24 protein-coding genes are annotated in these 21379 nt (G+C 34.8%); 7 read left to right on the forward strand and 17 right to left on the reverse strand.

From position 1 onward, the window contains the following. Position 1: 1 nt before the first annotated feature. The 9 genes from EZV73_RS08635 to EZV73_RS08675 all read right to left on the reverse strand — a co-directional run bounded on the left by EZV73_RS08635 (position 2) and on the right by EZV73_RS08675 (position 6106). On the reverse strand, positions 2–874 hold the full coding sequence (locus tag EZV73_RS08635) for a hypothetical protein (protein WP_240839866.1): 873 nt from the start codon (positions 872–874) through the stop codon (positions 2–4). Then, a complete protein-coding gene (locus EZV73_RS08640; protein ID WP_240839868.1) occupies positions 864–1544 on the reverse strand; it encodes a hypothetical protein in 681 nt (226 codons plus the stop codon). The genes EZV73_RS08635 and EZV73_RS08640 overlap by 11 nt, the downstream gene beginning before the upstream one ends. Continuing rightward, positions 1537–1836 (reverse strand): hypothetical protein, encoded by a 300-nt coding sequence (locus EZV73_RS08645; protein ID WP_240839869.1) that lies wholly within the window; start codon positions 1834–1836, stop codon positions 1537–1539. Before EZV73_RS08645 ends, EZV73_RS08640 begins: the two co-directional genes overlap by 8 nt. After that, on the reverse strand, positions 1836–3185 hold the full coding sequence (locus tag EZV73_RS08650) for an NAD(P)H-dependent oxidoreductase (protein WP_240839870.1): 1350 nt from the start codon (positions 3183–3185) through the stop codon (positions 1836–1838). Before EZV73_RS08650 ends, EZV73_RS08645 begins: the two co-directional genes overlap by 1 nt. Positions 3186–3257: 72 nt before the next feature. Next, positions 3258–3671 (reverse strand): arsenate reductase ArsC, encoded by a 414-nt coding sequence (locus EZV73_RS08655; protein ID WP_240839872.1) that lies wholly within the window; start codon positions 3669–3671, stop codon positions 3258–3260. Beyond that, complete coding sequence (gene arsB, locus EZV73_RS08660; protein WP_240839873.1) at positions 3668–4720, reverse strand: ACR3 family arsenite efflux transporter; 1053 nt, start codon at positions 4718–4720, stop codon at positions 3668–3670. Before arsB ends, EZV73_RS08655 begins: the two co-directional genes overlap by 4 nt. Then, entirely contained in the window at positions 4720–5100 is a 381-nt protein-coding gene (locus tag EZV73_RS08665) for a metalloregulator ArsR/SmtB family transcription factor (RefSeq protein ID WP_240839875.1), read from the reverse strand. Before EZV73_RS08665 ends, arsB begins: the two co-directional genes overlap by 1 nt. A 104-nt stretch (positions 5101–5204) precedes the next feature. Then, complete coding sequence (locus EZV73_RS08670; protein WP_240839876.1) at positions 5205–5639, reverse strand: MarR family winged helix-turn-helix transcriptional regulator; 435 nt, start codon at positions 5637–5639, stop codon at positions 5205–5207. After that, entirely contained in the window at positions 5636–6106 is a 471-nt protein-coding gene (locus EZV73_RS08675; protein WP_240839878.1) for a glutathione peroxidase, read from the reverse strand. The genes EZV73_RS08670 and EZV73_RS08675 overlap by 4 nt, the downstream gene beginning before the upstream one ends. 141 nt (positions 6107–6247) lie before the next feature. On the opposite strand from EZV73_RS08675, the gene EZV73_RS08680 reads away from it, so the two are divergent. The 5 genes from EZV73_RS08680 (at position 6248) to EZV73_RS08700 (ending at position 9801) form a co-directional block, all read left to right on the forward strand. After that, entirely contained in the window at positions 6248–6946 is a 699-nt protein-coding gene (locus EZV73_RS08680; RefSeq protein ID WP_240839879.1) for a helix-turn-helix domain-containing protein, read from the forward strand. Then, a complete protein-coding gene (locus EZV73_RS08685; RefSeq protein WP_240839880.1) occupies positions 6939–7382 on the forward strand; it encodes a DMT family transporter in 444 nt (147 codons plus the stop codon). The genes EZV73_RS08680 and EZV73_RS08685 overlap by 8 nt, the downstream gene beginning before the upstream one ends. 9 nt (positions 7383–7391) lie before the next feature. After that, entirely contained in the window at positions 7392–7829 is a 438-nt protein-coding gene (locus EZV73_RS08690) for a DMT family transporter (RefSeq protein WP_240839881.1), read from the forward strand. 92 nt (positions 7830–7921) lie between these two features. Beyond that, entirely contained in the window at positions 7922–8437 is a 516-nt protein-coding gene (locus EZV73_RS08695) for a TetR/AcrR family transcriptional regulator (protein ID WP_240839882.1), read from the forward strand. Between the two features lie 2 nt (positions 8438–8439). After that, the gene (locus EZV73_RS08700) at positions 8440–9801 is read left to right on the forward strand and encodes an MATE family efflux transporter (RefSeq protein ID WP_240839884.1); all 1362 of its coding nucleotides are present in this window, start codon (positions 8440–8442) and stop codon (positions 9799–9801) included. A 431-nt stretch (positions 9802–10232) separates the two neighbouring features. Here the strand turns inward: EZV73_RS08700 and EZV73_RS08705 are convergent, their stop codons facing one another. From EZV73_RS08705 to EZV73_RS08730, 6 genes are all read right to left on the reverse strand, one after another. Continuing rightward, the gene (locus EZV73_RS08705; RefSeq protein ID WP_240839885.1) at positions 10233–11927 is read right to left on the reverse strand and encodes a M3 family oligoendopeptidase; all 1695 of its coding nucleotides are present in this window, start codon (positions 11925–11927) and stop codon (positions 10233–10235) included. Continuing rightward, positions 11927–13057 (reverse strand): polysaccharide deacetylase family protein, encoded by a 1131-nt coding sequence (locus EZV73_RS08710; protein WP_240839887.1) that lies wholly within the window; start codon positions 13055–13057, stop codon positions 11927–11929. The genes EZV73_RS08705 and EZV73_RS08710 overlap by 1 nt, the downstream gene beginning before the upstream one ends. Continuing rightward, a complete protein-coding gene (locus EZV73_RS08715; RefSeq protein ID WP_240839889.1) occupies positions 13057–13890 on the reverse strand; it encodes a sulfurtransferase in 834 nt (277 codons plus the stop codon). The genes EZV73_RS08710 and EZV73_RS08715 overlap by 1 nt, the downstream gene beginning before the upstream one ends. An 8-nt stretch (positions 13891–13898) precedes the next feature. Continuing rightward, a complete protein-coding gene (locus EZV73_RS08720) occupies positions 13899–16028 on the reverse strand; it encodes a type IA DNA topoisomerase (RefSeq protein ID WP_240839891.1) in 2130 nt (709 codons plus the stop codon). A 54-nt stretch (positions 16029–16082) separates the two neighbouring features. Continuing rightward, positions 16083–17021, reverse strand: a complete 939-nt coding sequence (locus tag EZV73_RS08725) for an arsenic resistance protein (RefSeq protein WP_240839893.1) — start codon at positions 17019–17021, stop codon at positions 16083–16085. Positions 17022–17142: 121 nt separating this feature from the next. After that, the gene (locus EZV73_RS08730; RefSeq protein WP_240839894.1) at positions 17143–18015 is read right to left on the reverse strand and encodes a mechanosensitive ion channel family protein; all 873 of its coding nucleotides are present in this window, start codon (positions 18013–18015) and stop codon (positions 17143–17145) included. Between the two features lie 75 nt (positions 18016–18090). On the opposite strand from EZV73_RS08730, the gene EZV73_RS08735 reads away from it, so the two are divergent. Further along, positions 18091–19029, forward strand: coding sequence for a Gfo/Idh/MocA family protein (locus EZV73_RS08735; protein WP_240839896.1), 939 nt, complete (start codon positions 18091–18093; stop codon positions 19027–19029). A 132-nt stretch (positions 19030–19161) separates the two neighbouring features. Here EZV73_RS08735 and EZV73_RS08740 read toward each other — a convergent pair whose 3' ends face one another. Further along, positions 19162–19644 carry a flavodoxin gene (locus EZV73_RS08740; protein ID WP_240839897.1) on the reverse strand — a complete coding sequence of 161 codons (483 nt, stop codon included), beginning with the start codon at positions 19642–19644 and terminating at the stop codon, positions 19162–19164. Between the two features lie 94 nt (positions 19645–19738). On the opposite strand from EZV73_RS08740, the gene EZV73_RS08745 reads away from it, so the two are divergent. Continuing rightward, positions 19739–20311, forward strand: a complete 573-nt coding sequence (locus tag EZV73_RS08745; protein WP_240839898.1) for a TetR/AcrR family transcriptional regulator — start codon at positions 19739–19741, stop codon at positions 20309–20311. A gap of 40 nt (positions 20312–20351) precedes the next feature. Here EZV73_RS08745 and EZV73_RS08750 read toward each other — a convergent pair whose 3' ends face one another. Then, positions 20352–21086: an SDR family NAD(P)-dependent oxidoreductase gene (locus tag EZV73_RS08750; protein ID WP_240839900.1), complete on the reverse strand. Its 735-nt coding sequence runs from the start codon at positions 21084–21086 to the stop codon at positions 20352–20354. Positions 21087–21379: the final 293 nt, after the last annotated feature.

The following is a 21379-nucleotide window of genomic DNA, read 5'->3' on the forward strand; positions in this document are numbered from 1 at the left end:
CTTACTCCTTCACTCTCTTTATTATCAACAAGTCTTCTTTAAACTTCGTCTCAAAATAATCTGTATCTATGTCCACCATCCTTAAAAAGGACCTATACATGAGGTGGTCTAAATCGTTAGATGTAACATAACCCTTAACTTCTAAAAATTCACTTCCAAGTTCATATATATGATCAAAATACATATCCACATCTGCATCCACTAAAAAGTATTCTACATCCAACTTATCTTTGGATAACATGAGCATGTAATTATCCTTTTCGTTATGATAAATAGAAGAGGTTCTAATCAAATTATCTTCAGAACCTAAATAGGCATCATATTTACCGATAAGCTTTGCTTCAGATAAGAGCATATCCAAGTTGGTCAGTTTGGTGATCTGTATGGATCTTTTTTCCTTTAAGAGGGCTCTTTTATAACGTTCAAAGTCATCATCACCTTCTCGGATGATGTACCTTACCCCTTCTTTATCCTTAACGATTACCACAAGCAAACTGTCTGATGATATGGCATTGTACATATCAACCGCTTCAGTATCAGGTTCTATAAAGGATACCTGAGCCCCATCTTCTAAAATTACCTCAGTGATGTAAACAACAGCATCTTCCACACCTAAGTCTTCTTTGGTAAAACCTGTTGTTGCAATATCAACAATCCCTGACCGTATGCCTTGAAATTCAAACATCTCAGAGGCAAATGCTGCCACTTCGTCCTTTTCAAAAATATCAGCTGCATCAAATACATCAGCCCCATAATCAATCTTTCGATCTGGTAGGGTCATGGTTTCGTTGTACTGTTCTGTCGTGTAAAGCAGTCCAAGCATCAGTGTAAAGGCTAATGCAAATAGTATGAAACTGTTTTTGCTATCCTTCATAATCCATCAAATCCTTTAAAGCATCTACCCACTCTTCTAAGGTATCCTTGAGAGGCTGAGCGTCTGTAATCTCATAATTAGGCACCTTTATCTCAGGTCCAATTTCATAGTCACCTACAAGATGATTTTTCCCCATCCATATATCTAACTCAAAACTTTCCAAGTCTTTCTCAAACTTAATCTGTCCCTCTGGTAGGGATAAGCCATAAGCTAAAAACTGATCTCTAATAGATACTTCCATGGTATCTATTGATAAATCATCTAAGTCTGAAGCATCTATTTCCAGTAAGAACTGACCGTCTGAATAGACTAAGTGATTGTACAAGTAGCCATAGGCTTTCATATAATCACTTAGGGTTAACTCAAGTGAATCTATGTTTTTATCTAAAGTAAAAAATGTATCCTTAAGTTCAGGTAGAGCCAAATAGATTTTATCATCTATCAGTATTTCTAGATGAAGTTTATGGTTACCGATGACCTTTAAACCCAATCGATGAAAGTTTTTATCAAACTCATGGTCAAAGGTAAAATCATCGTTTCTTAACTGCCCCTGGTATGAAGTATAATCACTTTGATTCATTTGATGTATAAAAAGAAGGACATCTTTATTTAAATAAAAGCCTACAAGGAGTAAGACCATGATGATATATACGCCAAATCTTTTAAGCACCCTTCATAACCTCCAAAGCTACTTTTGCAAGGCTTTCATATTTGTCTGCATAATGATCTTTAACTTCAAACCATGCCATCATAGGCCCCTTATTTTTAAAGGGATTTAAATACTCAAACTCCTCTATGCCGTGCTTTTTAATGTCATAACCCTTCCCCAGTTTAAAGACCATCTTATCTTTATACTCAAAGCAAAAGACCTTGCCGTGATAAGTAAGGCCATCACATGACATCATCTTGCCCATTTCTACCTGGTCATCTATCAGTTTCATTTTCATGAATAAATCGTTCATTACTTTTCCTCCAAAATCTCTTTGTATCTCTCTAACATCTTCTTGTTCATTTGATCTTTCATCTTATGAAATCTCTTAGGACTAGACATCCACTTGAAAGACTGCATTAAAAAGAAGTTTTTAATGTAGTCTGGCTTTGGATAATCATAAAGATTGTTTTTCTTATAATACGCATGGTCTTCATGCATAAGCGCTCTCATCTCATAGACAAGGTCTCTAAAGATTTTCATGCCACCTGATTCATAAAATGAAGCCTTTGCATAAGGTCTCTTTTCCATGAAGTAAGACACATCATAAACAAGGCGTTTGATTTGACCTAGAATATCTTCATATTCCGTTGTTACTGGCTCTATATAAACCATATGACCGACAGAAGCTCTGGCTTCTATCAAGGTCTTTAAGTTTCTTTCATAAGTAAGTCCACCATTTAAAAGATATGTAACTGCTTTTGACTCTAAATTGACCCGGTGACCATTAAAGAAGGCCCTGTCATCCATGAGTTTAAAGTCTTCATTCATATAGTGGTTTTCTATGTCACTGGCATATACGAGGACATCTGCTTTCATAATCTTTTCTCTATAGATTTTTTCAAAACCATCCCTGTAGATACAGTGACCTGTAAAGGTACAATCCAAGCAACCCATGCAAGGACCTTGTATATGGATGTTGGATGTATCCAAGCGGTGGACTTCATATTCACACAGGTTTTCAAAAGCCAAAATCATCTGACGTATGGTTTCTGAATACGCTTGACCATTGTAGACAATCAAAATATTGCCTGATTTAGGTTCCGGTTCTGGAACAGGTTTGTAATCAAAATCATACAAAGAAATTCTATGTTCTCTAGGCAGTGGGTATAAGAGGTGTTTTTCAACTTGATCTGTCACTTGATCAAAGAAGCTGATCATATGATAACGGCCTTTTTCTGTAAGCATTTCTTCCATATCCGCCATCATGCCAGATAGGTAGTTCATCTCAAACATGTGACAGATTTCTCTTATGTAATCAGATGCCGTCACATCATAGAAATGTTTAGATGTCGAAAATTGGGTGGTATGTTTGCCCTTTAAAAGACAAACATCTTTATGTTTAGATAGCCTGTTGATAAAGGCCATAAGTTGATAAGGTACGCAAAATGTATAAACCGGGTATGTCCATACTATCAAATCACTTGAAATCATATCCTCTAAGACTTGATCAAGCACCTCATCCTTCATTGTTTTTAGTCGTTTACCTATATGAACGTGTTTAAATTCTGCATTTTTAAAGTGCTTTTCTAAAAAGAGTATATGCTGATGTGTAACAGATTGATTGCCTTTTGGAGAACCGTTTAATACAATAATTTTCATTTGACCACCTCAAAATCTATTATACACCACTTTATGTCAAAAGTCCTTTGACATAAAGTGAAAAAAAGCAGGCTACTCGCCTGCTAATGTGATTTCATTATTTTCAAGACGCTTAATTAAGTCAAGCATCTTTTCTTTGATGATATCTCTTGTTTGTCTGAAGTCTTCAATTGGACCACCAGATGGATCATCTAGACCCCAATCTTCTTGATATCTGTTAGGAACAAATGGGCAAACAACATTACACCCCATGGTAATAACAATATCTAACTCCTCAGGAATATCTGTTAAAAGCTTTGGATGGTGACTAGACATATCTACGCCGTCTTCTTCCATAACCTCAACTGCTAATGGCTTAACTTGACCATATTCCTCCGTGCCTGCTGAATATGCTTCAAACACATCCTTGCCTATAGACTTTGCATAGCCTTCAGCCATTTGTGAACGACAAGAGTTGTGTACACATACAAATGCTATTTTAATCATGCGACCTCCTTAAACCAGCCTCTAGTTTTATTGGCGATATTGACAAGTAATAACATAACCGGTACTTCAACAAGTACACCTACTACTGTTGCAAGTGTTGCACCTGATTGTAGACCGAATAGCGAAATAGCTACTGCTACTGCAAGTTCAAAGAAGTTACTTGCACCGATCATTGCAGCAGGTGCTGCAATAGCATGTTCTAATTTAAGTGCCTTAGCACCACCATAAGTTAAGATGAAGATTAAGAATGTTTGTAAAGTCAGTGGAATGGCAATCAATAAAATGTGTGTTGGGTTATTTAATATAATCTCTCCTTGGAATGAGAAGATGATTATAAGTGTTAATAATAAACCTACAATTGTCACACCGTCAAACTTCTTAATAAATACTTCGTTAAAATATTTCTCACCTTTTGTCTTAACAATATGATTTCTTGATATATACCCAGCTAATAATGGTATTACCACGAATAAGATAACTGATAAGAATAAAGTATTATAAGGTACAAATACATCTGTTATACCTAATAAGAAGGCAACGATTGGTGTAAATGCCACCAATAAGATCAAGTCATTTACAGCAACCTGTACTAAGGTATAAGCTGCATTACCTTTTGTTAAGTGACTCCATACAAATACCATAGCTGTACATGGTGCAGCACCTAATAAAACGGCACCTGCGATATATTGATTAGCAAGATCAATAGGGATCCATAACTTAAATACTACCTTAAAGAAGAATACGGCAATAAAGTACATTGTAAAAGGCTTAATCAACCAGTTCATACCACATGTTAAAAACAAACCTTTAGGTCTTTTTGTCGCATTGACAATAGACTTAAAATCAACCTTTAACATCATTGGGTAAATCATCAACCAGATTAATAAAGCAACTGGTAAAGATACCTGTGCGTATTCAAATTTACTGAGTGTCTCTGGAATAATCGGTAGGAATTTACCAATACCGATACCAACAACGATACATATTGCTACCCATAGCGTTAAATATCTTTCAAATAAACTCATATCTTGTGATACTTTTTCTCTCATTAGTCCTCCTGGATAAGTGTAATAACACCCACACTGTCTTTTCTAATATCAGTACATGTTAGCCCCAATTCCTGATATTTTCTTAGTCTTTTTAAATCAGACACATAAGGTTCATCTGAAGTTAAAGTGTTGTTTAGATAAGAAATAAGGTTTTCACCCTTTACTCTAAACTCATCTGAAACTTTATAATGTACCCACTGTGCATCTTTAGAAGATGTAATAAGTCCCGCTTGTCTTAACTTGGTTAAGTGTCTTGAAGCATTTGATTGAGTAACCTCAAGCATGGTTTCAATTTCACATACACATAACTCCTCTGCTAAAAGTAAGTGGAATATTCTCATTCTGTTTTCATCTGCTAGCGCTTTTAATTGATTTAACATACAAACTCCTTATATGACTATATGCAATTTCACTCATATACTATCATGCCATTTCATATCCGTCAAGAACTTTCTTTAAATTTACATGGAATTAACAAAGGCGTCTACTTAGACGCCTGACATGACAATGTCTCTATTAATTCATTTAAAGATTCTCTTAGACCAACAAGTTTCTCAATATCTACATCGATACAAAGATTAAGCGGTACTTGTTCTAATGATGATTCTAAAGCTTTTCCCTCTTCAGAAAGGTGAATGAGAACTTTTCTTTCATCTTCATCAGAACGTTTTCTGACCACATAGCCGGTCTTTTCCATTCTTTTTAGAAGTGGTGTTAATGTACCTGAATCTAAGTATAACTTTTCTCCAAGTGACTTAACTGTTATACCATCTTCCTCTAATAAAACTAGCATAACCAGATATTGAGGATAGGTAAGTTTCAATGGATCCAAAAGTGGCTTATACTGACTCGTCATTTTACGATTGGCCGTATAAAGTGCAAAACACAGTTGGTTGTCCAATTTTAAATAGTCTATCATAGTAGAGCCTCAATATGTTTAACCAACTTCTCCGGTGGTACAGTTGATGGGAATCTTTTGACAACATTACCTTGTCTGTCTATTAAAAACTTAGTAAAGTTCCATTTAATATCGTTGCCTAAAAGACCTTTTTTCTCATTGGTTAAAAACTTATAGAGTGGATGTTGGTTGTCACCTTTTACATCAATCTTTTGGAAAATCTCAAAAGTCACACCATAGTTAATCTCACAGAATGTCTTAATTTCTTCATTAGTGCCTGGATCTTGTTCTTTAAACTGGTTACAAGGAAAACCAATCACTTCTAAACCTTTGTCATAATACTTGTTATTAAGAGCTTCCAGCCCTTTTAATTGAGGTGTGAAACCTCATTTACTTGCTGTATTTACTACAAGGACAACCTTGCCTTCATAGTCTCTCATTGACTTTACTTCATCGTCCATATCTCTTGCTTCATAATCGTAAAACATATTACCTCCTAATTTAAGTTGTGCGCAATTGAATTTTATACAATTATTATAAATCATAAAATCTTTGTTGTCAAATTATTATTTTGGGACATATGTCCTACTTTTTATATGAGTTTCATATTATACTACACATGAGGTGAAATGATGAGAAATATTACTGATGAAAAATTACTGGATTACTATATAAATAAATACAAGATGTATGAAATCTTTGAATCAAATATGAAGCCCTATATGGAGATTGTCGAGTTTGATAAGGGTGAAGATATTATCGTTGTTGGTAAGGAAATCAAGTACTTTGATTTTATAGTCGATGGTAAGGCAAAGATATTTAAGGAACTTGAAAATGGCAAGTCTGTTCTATTAAGGTTTACAAGACCCTTATCAGAACTAGGTTCTATGGAACTCTATAGAGAAGACAAAACTGCTGATACCAATGTACAGGCCCTTTATAGTGCAACACTTATAAGAATACCTATGTCTATACTACTAGAAAAGACAAAGAATGATATACTCTTTCATAAGTACATCATTAAGAGACTTGGCCATAAACTAGAAACCGTATCCATGACTGCTTCTATAAACAACTCTTATCCTTTTAAGAATCGATTTGCTTCTTACTTGATATCTATTACAAGGACAGACTCTAATAATCGAGTGGACGAAATTAACTTTGACAAGTTAACTGATTTGGCCACATATTTAGGGACAAGTTATAGGCATTTAAATAGGGTCATAGAAAACTTTGAATCAGAAGGCATTATTAAGAAAGAAAACAAACAGTTCATCATACTCGACTATGAGAAACTCGAATCGATGACAGGAGGATTTTATGAATAAAAGCTTACTCTACATCATTATATTTGTTATGGGCTTTATTACAGCCACCATCAACTCGGTTAACAGCATCCTGGCTGATAAGATCGGTCTTTTTGAATCTGTACTTGTGGTTCATTTAATTGGTTTAACAACTTCAGTCATCTATTATCTGATACTTGAAAAAGATAAGAAGAAGTCTCTTTTAAAGGTAATAAAAGAAAAGCCTCACTTAGTTTTAGGTGGTTTGATAGGCTCAGTGGCTGTTGTCTCAATTTCTTATTCTGTACAACAAATAGGTGTCTTTTTAGTATCCACAGCCCTAGTCGCAGGTCAGTTTGTCTTTTCATTTATCATCGATTTAAAAGGATGGTTTGGATTTGAAAAAGTACAAATGAACAAACAAAAGATTTTATCTATTGTTTTGATGTTAATTGGCGTTACTCTACTAACCCTTTAGGAGGCTTACATGATTTTAATTTTATCTGTCTTTACAGGCATGTTATTTATATTAGTAAAAACCATCAACATGATGCTGAGTCATGAAGTTGGCATCTACAAATCCAATGTCACCAATCATTTAACTGGTACCATTGGTGCTGGACTCTTTGTCATCTTATTTGCAGGAGGATCTACTTTTCAAATTGTTGACTTGACCAGGGTCGGTTTTTTCCCACTTATTGGTGGTGTACTAGGCGCAACCTTTGTTGCACTTTCTAATTACACTTTACCTAAAACCAAGGTTTTGATTTCAACCCTTCTTATACTGGTAGGACAAACCATATGTGCTTTAACCATAGATTACTTCCTACTTGGAAAAACCATCTCCCTACAAGCAGTTATTGGTACAATCCTTATTATTATTGCAGTCATCATCTATTCGACACCTGTTCCCTCTAAATATTAGAACTTTATAAAGTTCTTTTTTTTTATTGACTTTATGAACAGTGTTCATTATAATGAAACAAGTAAATGAACACCGTTCATAAAGGAGAATATATGCCTAAGATCATTAAAGATTTAAGACCACAAATAAAGAAAACTGCTCTAGAGGAGTTTGAAAATATCGGTTACGAAGCTGTAACCATGAGAAAATTAGCAGGAAAAGTAGGCATAGGGGTTGGTACCCTTTACAACTATTTTTCCAATAAAGAAGACTTGTTTGAAGAGATCCTTTTGGAAAGCTGGCAAAAGACAGCTAAAAAAATAAGAGATCATCTAGATTCAGACTTAATAACAATCATCAGTATCCTCTATGATGACATTGTAAATCGAAAAGGTTTGGGTGGCTATGTGATACAGTTTGAAATCAATGATACAAATATTGATTCACCCCTAAAAGAACTTTTTCATCAACTCATCTTAGATTTAAGTGAGTATTTCAAGAAAAAAGACATCAGTTTTCCTGAGAGAAAAGCTTATTCATCGGTACTTTTGATTGCCAACGTAATAAAGCTTTATCCAAATGAAAAAGAAAAAAACATTGAGTATTTTTATCATCTAATAAAGGAGTAGACATGAATAATCAAGAACGTGCAAAATTAATGGGTCAAGAAAAAATACCCAAAGTATTAATGAAACTGGCATTACCAGCCATCATTGGTATGATGGTATCAGCCATTTACAACCTAGTAGACACCCTATTCGTTTCTATGTTAGGTACCATTGCCATCAGTGCAGTATCTGTTGTTTATCCAATGTTCATGCTCTTATCAGCAATAGGCCTTATGTTTGGTATAGGCGGTGCCTCATTTGTATCAAGACTTCTAGGTAAAGACAACAAAGAGAAGGCTGAAGAAGTTGCCACAACAACTGTATTAACTAGTGCTGGTACTTCTATACTTGTTACCATTTTCTTAATAGTCTTTTTACAGCCGGTACTTAAAATGTTTGGTGCGACACCAGATATCATGCCATCGGCATTATCATATGGTCGAGTTCTTGTGTTCGGTTCAGCCTTTACAATTTTAAATATGACCTTTAACAATCTTTTAAGAGCAGAAGGTTCAGCTAAGTATTCTATGATTGGTCTATCTTTAGGGGCTGTGCTGAATATCATACTGGATCCAATTTTCATCTTCGTCTTTGATTTTGGTGTATCGGGTGCAGCCATCGCAACGGTCATCTCACAAGCCATTTCAACGGTCGTTTTAATATCATTCTTTCTTAGAAAAAAGACCGTTATTCACCTGTCATTAAAGAAGTTTAAACCTTCTACAGAAACATACTCTGAGCTTTTTAAGATTGGTATTCCAACATTTATCAGACAATTTTTAATGAGTTTTTCAATGGGACTTCTAAACACAGCAGCAAGCCCATATGGTGCAGAAGCCATTGCTTCACTGGGTATCGTTACTAAGGTCTTCTCTCTAGTGGCCATGGTCATATTTGGATATGCACAAGGTTTCCAGCCAGTAGCAGGCTACAACTACGGTGCAGGTTATACCGACAGACTTAAAGAAGCCATCAGATTTTCACTTATTGTAACATCTATTTTCTGTACGGTTTCAACACTTGTCTACTTTACCTTTACGCCACAGATCATCAGTATTTTCTCTAGTGATCCTAAGGTTGTTGAGATTTCAATAAGAGCCATGAGAGCGATGGTATTATTCTTCCCATTGTTTGGTTTCCAAACGGTTTATGGGACCTTGTTTCAAGCTCTAGGAAAAGGTAAAGAAGCAGCAACACTGTCTCTATCAAGACAAGGCATCTTCTTTATCCCAGCTATTTTGATACTGCCTCAAGTATTCCAACTAGATGGTGTTTTATTTGCTCAGCCATTTGCTGACTTATGTACCATCCTCTTGACGGCTGTTCTGGCTATAAGAGTTCATAAGGAAATCAATCAAATATCACCTGTAGAAGTTGCAGCATAAAACTGGCCCAGCCAGTTTTTTTAGAATTTAAGTTTTCTTAATATTCAGACTTTTATATTTACCTTAAAAGCCCTAAGTTCTATACTAGAAAAAAAGATAGTAAGGGGTTGTTATGACGAAGACATTTAAGTATATAATTTTTAAAAGTTTTATGAATGTGTATTATACAGAAAAGAAAGATGAACTCATCGGCATCAAAATGAGGGCTTCTTTAAAGAATGAAGTCAAGGCCTACGCAAATTATATGAGGTCTCTTATATGGTTACGCTTTTACACAGGACTTATTGATATTGTTCTCAATACCTTGATTCTTTTATGCATCTCGCTTTTTGTCTATCTGGTAACCATATTGATGTATTACCTGCTGTATTTTATGAATCACTTTCATCTGTAACTTAAAAGGATGTAGGCTGGGCCTACATCCTCTTTGATTACATATTTGTATCGTCTACCTTGTTTAACCAATCATTGATTGGTCCTACAATTTTCTTGATTGTACCATCTTCAAATGGATTATGAAGATTGGCAAGTTCAACTAAGTCTAAGAATGACTTAGAACCACCTGCTTGACAAAGTCTTAAGTAGTCTGACCATGCTTTTTCTCTATCTTCATTTGACTTGTTCCAAAACTCAAATGCGCATACTTGAGCAAGTGTGTAGTCAATGTAGTAGAATGGGTTAGAGAAGATGTGTCCCTGCTTGAACCAGAAGCCCCCTCTTTCCATAAAAGCATTGTCCTCATAATCTCTATGAGGTAAGTATTTTTTCTCAATCTCACGCCATTTCGCTTTTCTTTCACCTGGTGTGACATTTGGATTCTCATAAACAAAGTGTTGGAACTCATCTACGGTTACACCATATGGAATAAAGAGTAAAGCACCACTTAAATGAGCAAACTTGTACTTGTCCACATCTTCTTTAAAGAAGTTTTCCATCCAAGGCCATGCAAAGAACTCCATAGACATAGAGTGAATTTCACAAGCTTCTAATGTTGGCCATACATACTCAGGTAACTCATAGTTTCTACTTGAATATACTTGGAATGCATGTCCAGCTTCATGTGTTAAGACATCTACATCACCTGAAGTACCATTAAAGTTTGAGAAAATAAATGGCGACTTGTAGTCAGAAATAAATGTACAGTAGCCACCACCAGCTTTGCCTTTTTTAGCTACTAAATCTAGTAAGTCATGGTCTACCATATAGTTAAAGAACTCATCTGTTTCTTTTGATAATTCCTTGTACATAGTCTTACCATTATCGATGATCCAATCTGGTTCACCTTTTGGTGTTGCATTACCTGTTAAGAAGTCTAATGACTCATCATAATACTTAAGCTTATCTACACCCAGTCTTTTAGCTTGACGATTTCTTAAGTCTGTTGCCACTGGTACTAAGTTTTCGTAAACTTGCTTTCTATAGTTAGCTGCCATTTCAGCATTGTAATCAGAACGGGTTAATCTAGCATATCCAAGTTCTACAAAGTTTTTATAACCTAAAGTTCTTGCTATTTCATCACGAACCTTTACTTGCTCATCGTAGATTCTATCAAAATCAGCTTCATTTTCCTCAAAGAAGGCAGTTACTGCCTTTTGAGCAGCTAGTCTTTCAGATCTGTCTTTAGATTGTGTAAATGGTGTCATTTGAGAAAGGTTTCTTTCTTCACCGTCAAACATAATCTTAGCACTCGCACGAAGTTTCATGTACTCACTTGCCAATTTATTTTCTTTTTGCATCAACTCAATCACTTCAGGCTTAAAGGTCTTTAAAGTGAGTTCAGCAATAACAAAGATATGTTTGCCCCACTTAGCTTCAAGTTCATTTCTAAACTGAGATGCAACAAGCGCTTCATAATACTTAGAAACCATCCCTTGGTAAATCGGAGAATTTTCATCCATAAAATCATTTTCTTTTTCATAGAATTCATCTCTTGTATCTATTGAGTGGCGAACACTTACTAACACCATCATCGTCTCTAAGTTGTTTCTTAACTTGTTGATATCTGTCATGACCTTATCTTGAGCTTCAAATGTCTCAGCTGTCTTAAAAGCTTCAATTAATGTCTCAAATGACTTTTCAACCTCAGCCATATCAGGTCTGACATATTTGTAATCGTTAAACTTCATTACTCTTCCTCACTTTCATTATATGTAATCAGTTGATCTTTATAAGCTTCATGAACATCCTCTGCTTTAGAAGCTGGCACAACAACTGTATTACGATCACCATCACTGTAATATCTTCTTTCTGGACGATCAGCCAATTGATCTAACCAGAAGTGAAGTTCGGCTTCATCATCACCACATGTAATCCTATTAATGGACTTAGGATTAAAGTCTACATGAGCTGGAGAAACCACTGGATTCCACCCTACGTTAACAGCAGAAATGATTTCATAAGTCGTCTCCTCATAAGAGCCAGACCAAATATGTTTTCTGAGTTCCTCTACTGGTCGAATACCATAAGGTAAAGATAAATGAATCATATCATAACCTTCTACCATACTTTCAATAAAGGCTTCATTTCTAGCCAGTGTCTTTTCAATGCCTTCACCAGAAAGTTCTTTTAAATTATCATGACCATAGGTATGGGTACCTATTTCATAGCCATTTTCTACAAGGTAGTTAAGCTTTTCTGCCACCAAGTCTTTTTCCCTAAAGGGATTGGTTCCAAATAGATAAAAAATTGCATTTCTACCGAAGTCTTCATGTTCAGCGTAGAAGTCATTTAAAATGCCTACAGCTGAATCAGAAGCAATTTCACCATTTTCATCAAAGTAGAAGTTAGACTTTGATCCATCATCAAATGTTAAAACAACAGGCGTCGTACCCATAGGAATATCAATAGTATTGTTAACAAAATCTGTCATGGAAACAGTTCTATAACCTTCTGCATAAAGTCTTTCCAAGTCTTTTCTAAAAAGCTCAGGTGTAGATGCATAAGTCCCTGGCTTATCTGCTAGGTTATGGTACATAATGACCAATACCTTACCCGCTTCATTAACCTTGTATTCTCTGTAAAGAGCTTCATAGTCAATTTCTTCTACAACTTCCTCTACAACTTCTTCTACTTCTTCTACAAGCACTTCCTGGTCAACTTGATCATTTTCCTCTGAGTTTTCTGTTACTTGATCAATTTCCTCAGATAGATTTTCTGCTTCACTAACAACTTCTACTACTGGATTTTCTGCTGTATTATTTACACTGCCACAACTTGTTAGTAATAAACAAGCAAGTAGCAAACTTAATTTTTTCATTATGCTTTCACTTTCCTCTTTATGTTGTCTTTAACGATGACATCATGGTCATCGTAACTTACCCAGTCACTGTAGCTACCTGCATATAATTTAGATTCTATGCCTATTTCATTTAGAAAGAACATGTTAACACAACCTGTGATACCTGAACCACAGTGGATGATACGTTCTTCATAGTTATCCATCTCTAAAAACATAGCTTCTATATCGCCACAGTCTTTTGCATTTAAACCATCAAAGTTATCCTTCCAGAAATAATTCACTGCTGTTGGTATATGACCTGCAATCTTATCAAAAGGCTCTTCAAAACCTAAATATCTTTCATTTGATCTAGAGTCTACAATAACTGATTTAGGATTGGTCATAGACATGATTACGTCGTCCTTATTACAAATCAGGTTTGGATTGTAGTGAATCTTTAAGCTTGAAGGCACTTTTTCAGGCACCTCATTTGTCATTTCAAAGTGGTCCTTTAGATGATCATAACCACCCTCTACAATAAATGAATTTAGGCCAATCAGCTTTAACATAAACCAAAGTCTTGAAGCCATAGCCAGTTCACCATTGTCATAAATAACAATGGTTGAATCAGAAGTAATCCCAAAAGAACCCATGAGTTCTGTAAAAACTTCTAAGTCTTTTAAAGGATGTCTGCCCCCATGTTCTTTGACTTCACTGGTCATATCCTTATCTAAATCCACATAAAAAGCACCCTTTACATGACCTTCTAAATAAACTTTTTCACCATATGGTGGATTGGTCATATCATATCTGCAGTCAATTACAACAGCATCAGGATGTTGTTTAAGAAAATCTTCTTTAATTAAATACATGTGTCCCCCTATTTAAACTCCATCTCCCAGTGATAATACTCACTGTCAGTTTGTTTTGTATATTTGACATAAGCATCAAACTTACGCCCACTTTTACCTATAAACCCTTTGACCAAAGCTCGATCATGCTTTAAAAGATTCTTAACGATGGTCTTGGTTGGTTTCTTCTTCATTGATTTAAAAAACTTGTCGTTTTTCCAAATCACGTACTTGCAGCCAGTTTTCCACTGGTCGCAGCCAAAGCTCTTAGATGTTTCTATGATGTTGCCACCACAGTTTGGACACTTACCCAGGATCTCTTTTTCCTTTTTCTCCTTTAAGACAATATCCTTATGGTCTTTGATCATGGTTACACCTTGGTCTGTAAAAGAGAATATAGATCTGAGAAAAACATTCTTGGAAAGCTGACCCTTTGAGATATCTAAAAGTTGTTTTTCAAGTCTACCAGTGTACTCCAGATCAAAGAGCGCTTTTACTGGAAATATCTCTACCATATTTCTTCCGAGTTCAGTTGTTACAAGTGATTTCTTATCATAAGTGATATAGCCAATATTTTTTAGTTTAGAAATGATATCTGCCCTAGTTGCTGCTGTCCCAATTGAAAAACCACTCAGGACTTGCATAATGTGTTCTTCAGACTCTTCCTTATACTTCTTGCCACATGTTTCCATGACCTTTAAGAGGGTCTTTTCAGTATGTGGATTAGGTGGTTTGGTTTCATGATGGGTGATATTGATTTCTCTCACATCTACCTTATCACCTTTAAAGAGTTCTGGTAATATTTTGTCTTTAGATTTAATATTTTCTACAGTTTTCCAGCCCTTTTCAACTTGAATACGACCAGAGGCCTTAAACTTCATCCCATTGTCTAAAGCCAGGACTACCTTGGTTTCATTATAAGAGGCTATAGGCATAAACTGCATCAACAACCTATTTTTTATAGCGTTATATACCAGCCATTCATCATCCGAAAGGTTCTTCGGCACCACATGGGTAGGAATGATGGCAGAGTGGCTTTCAACTTTCTTAGAGTCAAAAACACGTTTACTGACATTAAAGTTAACTTGATCTTCATAAGGAAGATCTGTTTTAAGCTTTTCTACCACTTGCTTTGTTTTACCAATCAGACTTTCATCTAGATGCATGGAAGCGGTTCTTGGATAGGTAATGTACTTCTTCTCATAAAGCGACTGAGCAACCTTTAAAACCTTAGCCGATGTAAATCCTCTAAACTTACTGGTTACATGTCCCTGTAAGTTTGACATGTTAAAAAGATAAGGTGGATATTCTTTTTTTAGTTTCTTTGTGACCTCAACAACCTTAGCCACAGTCGGCACCTGAACATCCCTAATAAGCTCTTCTAATATAGACTTTCTATCAAACTGGTCTGTTTTGTCTTCAAAGTAGATGCCTTCAAAGGCAGATGAATCTTTTAAGAAGAGGCCAGAAAGTTTGTAATAGGTTTCTGGCTTAAAGTTTCTTATAGCCATATCCCTGTCATAAATGATTTTTAATGTAGGCATAATCACACGACCGACATTTAATATTTGCCTAGAACCTTTGGCAAACTTTAAGGTTGTCACTGATGTCATGTTGATACCAATGACCCAGTCAGCCCACTGTCTTGAGATGCCAGCATCTCTGAGAGGTATCATTTCTGTGTTGGGCTTTGTGTGCATTAAGCCTTCTATTACAGCTTCAGCTGTCCATTCATTTAAGAGAAGTCTTTCTACAGGTTGATTTGGCTTTAAGACTTTAAAAATAATATCACCAATGATCTGACCTTCACGGTCAAAGTCACATGCTGATATGATTCTGTTTACATCTGAACGATTTATCAAAGACCTGATGATATTTAGCTGTTTCTTTGCACCAAAATCAGGCTTACTTCTATCTTTTATACTAGGTTTAACCTTGTACTCGAAAATACGTGGTATAAAAGGGAAATAAGCCATCTGCCAGCTCTTCTTTGTAGGGTCATAATCACTCACATCATAAAGAGATAATAAGTGACCAAAAGCCCATGTAACGATGTAGTTATTGTTTTCTATGTAACCCTCATGTTTGGTCATGTTTTTCAGTGCATCACCAATATTTCTTGCTACCGAAGGTTTCTCAGCTAAAATCAGTGTTTTCATATGTTTATTATAACTTTTTTTTGACTAAAAACCTATGATGAAACGAGAAAAAAGTTAGCTCGTTGCCAACTTTTTTGTAGAAATATGATGATAATATGTGGCTATTGGCAATTGAATCATATAAGCCAGTGCCATTAAGAAGACTGCCATGCTACCGCCTTCTAATCCCATGACGATACCAAGGGCTATGGTTAAGTTTCTCATGGATGTTGAAAAGACCATTGAAATCTGGTCTGCCTTATCTAGTTTAGAAGAAAGACTGTGACTGATAGTCATCAAAACTATATAGTAAAGTGCCATTGGTACCATAGCATATATGACTAGAGAGCCTGAAGTTAAAATCATTTTAGACTTTAAGGATACTGCTATAAAGATTATAACTAAAACAAAGAAGCTAGAAATTTCTCCAAAATAAGGTTTTGCCTTTTTAATGCCTTCTTGACCTTTAAACTTTAAGATCAACCTTCTTGTAATATCTCCTAAAATCAGAGGTAATACAACAACCTTTAAAAGACTCATTAAAATTACGCTTGTTTCTATAACTAGACCACTGTTATTAAATATACTCAAATAAAGTGGCAACATAACCATGCTTAGAAGTAAGTTTGTTGACATCACTGCCAAACTTAGTTTTAAGTTTCCACCTGAAAGGCCTGTCCAAGAAGCCGTCATACCACTTGTAGGTAATAAACCAATTACCATCATCCCTAACTGTAGAGATGGATAATATCCGAAAAATACCTTTGCTAATAGGATTGCCAAAAGAGGTGACACGATAAAGTTGATACCGGTAGCCATTAAAATCTTTTTGGGATTTTGAAAAGTTTTAAAAACGTCTAAGGTATTTAAGTTGATCATCATTGGATAAATCATTAGAAACAAGACATATGTAACTGCCCCTTTTAAGAATGTGGTATTGGCATAATAGCCAATGAATAATGCCATAACAATTGTAAGTGGTACAAGTTTCATTAAATTCTTTTTAAAGAACATAAGCCCTCCCTAATATCGACTAATTTTGTATACATAATATCACGCACAATTCCATTTGTCAAGTTCCGTCCCCGATAGAATATAAAAAAAGATCAGAAAAAATTTCTGATCTCACGAGATGCTATTTTACTTGTTCAGATACAAACCTCATAGTGTTATAAGCAAGGTTTATATCTTCTTCTCTATTTGTTATATCCAATATATCTTCCCAAACCTTTTCATGGGTTGTCCGTCTTTTTTGTGGCTCACATAAGTATCTAATCGACAAAACAATACCAGAGTCTTTAACATCTGTATAAACAATTGGTGTTAAGTTGTTATAGTAAATTAAATACTTTCTAGAAGCTTCTTTCAACTCTTTTTCAAGCGTATCCGTCTTCTGAACAGTATACTTACCAGCTATATTTAAAAACATCTCTTTGGCCTTATTATGATTAGACTCAAAAGTCAGCATCACATGAACTTCGTGCCAAATAAACTTAAAGCCTGCATTGTAATTAAAGAGTGGATGATTAAAGATCAAGCGATTAGGAATATGAATCATCCTACCTGTAGACTGGTCATTTGAAACCCAATTGCCAATCTCCATAACAGTAAACTGGAAGAGCCTTTGGTCAATAACATCCCCTGCATGACCATTGATTTCAATTCTATCTCCAACTGAAAAGGGCTTCTTAAAAATCATAAAAACAAAGGCAGCAATGTTTACCAACAAATCACTTAAGGCTATGGCAATACCTGCAGAGGCAAGACCCAAATAAGTACTCATAGAGCTGGTTTCAGACCATATGGAAATCAACAGTAATAGTACAACACCAAAATAGATATAATTGATGGTTCTTCTTGTCTTATAATAAAGCTTTAAGTCTTTCATATTTCTATGAATTATTCTCAAAATCAAACTTCTTAAAATGTAAACAATGATTATTGCCAATGCTGTATAAACGATATTCATTGATATATAACCTGGTAAATCTATTTTTAAACTGTCCATAATATCCCCCTCACCTAATAATTATAACATAAGAAAATCTTTAGTAATGTGTTAGAATAGATTTAGGAGGCATTTATGAAAAAGATTAATATAGGTATTATAGGATTAGGTGTTATCGGACAAAGACTGATACCCACATTTTTAAAACATGAACGTACAAATATTGTTGGTGTGTATGATATCGATTCAGACATTATGAGACAAGTCACTGAGAAATTTGACTTAAGACCAGTAAATGCATATGAAGAACTTATTGATGATGAATCTATAGACATGATTTACATAGCTGTACCACCTCAGTTTCATCATGAACTAGCAATAAAAGTTTTAGATGCAGGTAAACATGTATTCTGTGAAAAGCCACTGGCTGGTACAATTGAGGAAGCTGAAGATATGTGTAAAAGAGCCAATGAATCTGGTTTATTACACGGCATGAACTTCCCGCTTTATTATAACTTTGGTTATGACTACATCAAAACCTGCTTAAAAGACGATGTCTTTGGTCAGATTAAGCGTATTGAACTGAATGCAGTCTTTCCAGTATGGCCAAGACCATGGCAGCAAAACAAGTGGATTGATACAAGACAAGAAGGTGGCTTTACTCGAGAAATCTTCACTCACTTTATCCAGCTTATTCATGATTCATTTGGTGATATTCAATTGCTTAATTACCACGTTAGACATGACGACCCTAGTAAAAGTGAAAACGAACTTATCGCTGTAGGACAAATAGATGACATTAAGGTACTTTTTAATGGTCTTGTCGGTGTCAATGAAAAAGAAGATTTAAGACTTATCATCAGAGGTGAAAAGGCAAGTGTCGAACTGGTTAACTGGCGCGATGTTTATCTTACAAAGGACCAGGAAAAAATTCAAGTTGAACCAGTTGCAACAGATGCAACATACAACCTAATTGATGCTTTTTATAAGGCAATCGACGGCGAAGAAAACAACTTAGTTTCATTCGATCACGGATTAAAAGCCACTAAGATAGTCGAAACATTACTTTTATAGACTTAAAGAAAACACTGTTCATTACAGTGTTTTTTTACATAGAATTCATATTAGCTTGATATACTCATTTAGAAATCACCTTATGATTCTGACAATAAAATGAGAACTCGGTTTCAATTAATAGAAAGTCTACTATTTCTTAAACCATAAATGAATTCTCTGACGAATATTGTTTAATGTTGCTTGTGTAACCTGATCAGCATAAGGTGTCCCCATATAGAAATCTTGGTAATCAGATGGCGGTACATTTCCTAACATTTCAACCATATCTCTATATGTCCTCCCACCTCCAGCTGCACTTGTAGAAAAAAGTCTTATCCTTTTTTCACTTAAATCATTATGCATTAAGAAAGTTCTGATTGGTGGTGCGAAAGTGTACCAATAAACAGGGGTTCCAATGATTATCGTATCATAATCCCTTAGATCAGATTTCAACGCTTGTATCTCACGATGTTCCTTATTTAAAATTTTATGTTCTATATTACGAAGTTCATCTATTGTATAAGGGCTGACAGGTGTTATTTTCTCAAGATCTGCACCTACTTCTTTTGCAATCATTTGAGCAACTTTTTCTGTACAGCCTGAATAAGAAAAATAAACTACTAGTATTTTCATAAAGCCTCCTTAACTTGTGTAAATTAATTTACAAATGTATAATTATATTTGATATTACAGTAATCAGTATGAATCATATTTTGGAGTGTATTAAATGAAAAAAAAGCCTGTAAAAGAAGATCTAAGAATTTATAAGACTAAGAAAGCCTTAGAAGAAGCATTAATTGACTTATGTCGTGAAAAACCTTTTGGTAAAATCAAGATTAAGGAAATCACAGAAAGAGCCTTGGTCTCAAGACAAACTTTTTATCTACACTACGAAACAAAAGAAGAAATATTGGTTGGCTATATCAGTAACCAATATGATAGATTTTTCGATCATATTTGTCATGAAGTTAGAAACGTTCATCCAATTACTATAGAAGTTGTACAAGCTACAATGCTCGATACCTTTACACTCAACAAAGATTTTACAAAATTACTATTTGAAATAGACAATCAAGACATTGTTTTAGATGCCATGCTAGATATTACTTTAAGGATACACGATGAATTCAATTTGCATTCTCATCTTAAATCTACTCAAAGTAAAGAAGATTTCGATAATAGTCTTAAATATGCAGCTGGCGGTTGTTACGTTCTTTTAAGAGAGTGGGTTCGTAATGGTAATATGACATACATTCAAGCCATTGCTGACAATAATCTCAGATTACTTAATCAAAAATAAAGAGAAGCTTTAGGCCTAAATCTAAAGCTCCTTTTTTTGCTTACAATACGATTTGACCACCATCAGCAAGTATGTTAGTTCCAATGATAAAAGATGATTCATCAGTTACTAAAAATGAAATAACATTTGCAATTTCCTCTGGACGACCTGGTCTATCAGCTAAATTAACACCTATTGCAGCTTGCTGAACAATTTCCTTTGATAAACCCATTACTTGGTGACCTGGTGTATCAATAAAACCAGGAGAAACTGAGTTTACTCTGATACTTCTATGTTTTAAATCTCTTGAAAGTGTTCTTGCAAGTGAAGCACTTGCCGCCTTTGCAGCTGAATAAGCAGAAAGATTCTCAAATCCATGTAAACCTGAGTTTGATGAAGTGATAACTACTGAAGCGCCATTGTTTAAGTAAGGCATTGATTTTTGAATTGTATAAAATGCGCCCTTAACATGAACATCTAACATCAACTCTAAAGAAGCGCCATCTTCATTTACAAAGTCTGTTGATTTACCATTACCTGCATTTGCAACAATAGCATCAACATTGCCAAATTTCTCGTTTACTAATGTATAAAACTTTTCAAGATCTTCATTATTAGTAACGCTACCTTTAAATCCAATTACATTCTCACCTAAGCCTGCAATTGCATCAGTAGGATCAGCCAAGTCAAAGACTGCAACTCTTGCACCTTCGTTTAAACACTTCTTCACTGTTGCCAAACCAATACCTGATGATCCTCCAGTTACTACAACAACTTTTTCATTTAATCTTTTCATTTCTATACTCCTCTCGATTTAATATCAAACATTCATACGACATTCGTAATTTATTTGACATCTGTATATTAAAATATTTTTTAGAGGAGTTCAATATGCAGTATTTCAGGAATGTAGCATTCTTGACATAACTAAAAAAGTGTCGTTTAAATCAAGATAATTATGAGTCAAATATCATCAAATATAGAATGAATTAAATTAAACTGCTTATCTTCCTATTCACATTCATATAGCTTAGATATAAAATTATCAACATAACAGTTAACCTTGGTTTTTCTACATTTGCATTTATA

The organism is Acidaminobacter sp. JC074 (assembly GCF_022496765.1).
In the GTDB taxonomy this organism is placed as follows: Bacteria; Bacillota; Clostridia; order Peptostreptococcales; family Acidaminobacteraceae; genus JABXKX01.